This window comes from Candidatus Nanopelagicales bacterium (genome assembly GCA_018003655.1).
In the GTDB taxonomy this organism is placed as follows: Bacteria; Actinomycetota; Actinomycetes; order S36-B12; family UBA10799; genus JAGNDY01.
On record JAGNDY010000166.1, the window covers coordinates 1 to 2,526 of the forward strand.

The window sequence follows — 2,526 nt, forward strand, 5'->3', positions numbered from 1 at the left end:
GGTAGTCGAGCCGTTGTCGAATCCCCGCAAAACCCATTACCCCAACGGTGATGAGCGCCAACAGCGCGATCGCGAACCCCGTCTGGGTCAGTGATCCGTACCGCACGTGATCAGCATGCCCGATTGCCCTCGCCCCTGGTGGTTGCCCGGGGTAACTATCTGGCGGCATGATCGGCGCCCCGTTTGCTTCAACTCGCGTGCTCGCGCAAGGTAGCCATGAGCCAAACGGGTGGCGTTGCCTGGTGAAGCCCGCGATCGGCTTGATTAGCGAGTCGAACCGGCCGATGAAACCGGTGAGGCGTGGGACTAGATCCGTGCGGCCATCAGTCGGCGCAGGTCGACAAGCGACAGCGACAGATCGGCAGTGAGGACGTTATGGGCGACCAGGGCAGGCAGGCTGCGGGGTTAGGTGCCCCTAGCCGTCGCGCGACCATCGCATCGGCGATGGCTATCGGCCTCGTTGCCAGCGGAGTCGTCGGCCTCCCGGCCCTCAGTGCCACCGCTTCAACTCCGACGCTGACCGCGCACGCGCCTGCCGCGCCGAGTTCGGTCGCGGCGATGGTCGCAAGTCGCAAGAAGAAGAAGAAAAAGAAGAAGTCGAAGCGGATCGCCGCTTTGACCGGATTGCGGGTTTCCGCTCCCGCGCATCGCGCGACGACGCTGACCTGGCGACCAGCAACCAGGGCATGCGCCTACCGAATCGTCGTCGCGAACAATTCCGGCTTCCGCGGTGCTCTCGTCTACAAATCCCGCAGTGTGATCCCGCGCTTCGATGTCCCGAACCTTCAACGCGGCACTCGATACTTCTTCCAGGTCCGTGGGCTGTGCGGTAGTCGCATGGGTCGTCCCGCAGTCAAGTCAGCAGTGCACAACTCGAGCTCGGTCACCGTTCGGGCGGGCACGTTCAACGTGTTCCGCGGTGGCGGGTCTTTGCCCAACTCCGATGCGCGCGTCGACCTCATCGGCTCAGTCATCAACAACGCGAACTTCGCCGCCGTTGGCCTCCAGGAGGTCAACACCGAGCTGGTCGGACGCATCATGTCCAGAGTCGGCAGTTCCTACTCCGAGGCGCCGATTTTCAACTCACGGGGCGGCAACAGCACGGGTGGTCGGATTCTGTATCACCGGTACTTGGTGAAGCCGGTCGGAACTGGTCGACTGATTGCACTGCCGGCGCGGTCAGGAACTCGATACGGGATGTTGCAGCGGTTTGAGGAGAACTCAACCGGCGCCCAGTTCGTTTTCGTCAGTGCCCACCTGAGCAACCTCGCCGGCCGTGCAGCAAGCGATGAACGCGCTGGACAGACCAGAACCTTGGTGCGCGCAGTCCGGGGGTTCAACCGCTGGGGATTGCCGACTATGTATGTCGGTGATTTCAACTCCAACCGTGCTCACAAGTACGTCTACGACGCACCAGCGAGGGTGTTCGACGGCTACCGCATCGCCAACTCCGTTGAGACCGCACCGCGCACGATCCGGGCCAACCTCAACAGCTATAACTCGTTGAGGACCACGCCAGCCGTGGGCGGCTACCACGTCGACTACGTGATGACCGATGGCGCACCGGCGGTGCGCTGGGAGATGTTGGCTCGGTTGAATGGTTCGCGCTACGCGACGCCATTCGTTTCCGATCACAATCCGGTCGCTGCCGATATCCAGATCCCCTGGTGACGGTTCGGGCGTACTGCTACATGTACTTGTAGAGCACAGCGCCGGCGAGCAGGGCGATCAGGATCACCGAAAGTGCGACGTCCGCACCAAGGTCGAGGGGACGTTCGAGTCTGCGCTTGGTGCCTCGACCTAGGTTGCCTTCTAGGATGTTGACTCGGGTGAAGGAGACGAACACCAAAGTCGTCGTCACGGTGATCAACAAACACCACGGGCACAGTGCGCCGATGACAAAGTAGGCCTCGTAAAACAGCCAGTACGCGAACGCGAACCCGATGAAATAGACCACCTGGGCGCTCACCATGAACCAGCGGGGGAAGCGCACGCCACCGAGTGCTGCCACGGCGATCGTGATGACCACTGCCTCGGCGATCAGGCCGAGAAAAGCATTGGGGAATCCAAGGACAGACGCCTGCCAGGAGTTCCCGACGGCGCCGCAGGAGATCTTTGAATTGATGTTGCAAGACAGCACCGCGTCGGGGTTCGCCGCCAACGTGACGGCCTCGGCGGAGAGGACCAGCGATGCGATTAACCCCAGGATGCTGGAGATGAGCATCTCGACAAAAGCACCCCGGTGCGTTCGTAGGGCCGGGTCCGGATCGCCCTCCGGCTCAGCCACGGGGTCCACGACCTCCTGCTCAGTCACGGGGTACAGGCTCTCACGGTGTGCTGAGCGTTTCCCTCACCGGAATCCGTCCGAGGGGCTCACCATGACGGATTGTCACCGTCGACCTGCCGCCAGCAGTACCAGGCGACGATGCTCCGGTAAGGACGCAACGGTTCACCCAGCACATCCAACTCGTTTGGCGTAGTGGCGTCGCTGCGGTGAACCTCGTCCCACCCGCGGCGCATCGCCAA

Annotated in this window: 2 protein-coding genes; one reads left to right on the top strand and one right to left on the bottom strand. The window is 62.5% G+C overall.

Features of this window, described 5'->3' with window-relative positions; genetic code table 11:
• Positions 1-300 precede the first annotated feature (300 nt).
• On the top strand, positions 301-1,671 hold the full coding sequence (locus tag KAZ48_11825; GenBank protein ID MBP7973479.1) for a hypothetical protein: 1,371 nt from the start codon (positions 301-303) through the stop codon (positions 1,669-1,671).
• 16 nt (positions 1,672-1,687) lie between these two features.
• On the opposite strand, the gene KAZ48_11830 is transcribed toward KAZ48_11825, so the two are convergent.
• Positions 1,688-2,314 carry a vitamin K epoxide reductase family protein gene (locus tag KAZ48_11830; GenBank protein ID MBP7973480.1) on the bottom strand — a complete coding sequence of 209 codons (627 nt, stop codon included), beginning with the start codon at positions 2,312-2,314 and terminating at the stop codon, positions 1,688-1,690.
• Positions 2,315-2,526: the final 212 nt, after the last annotated feature.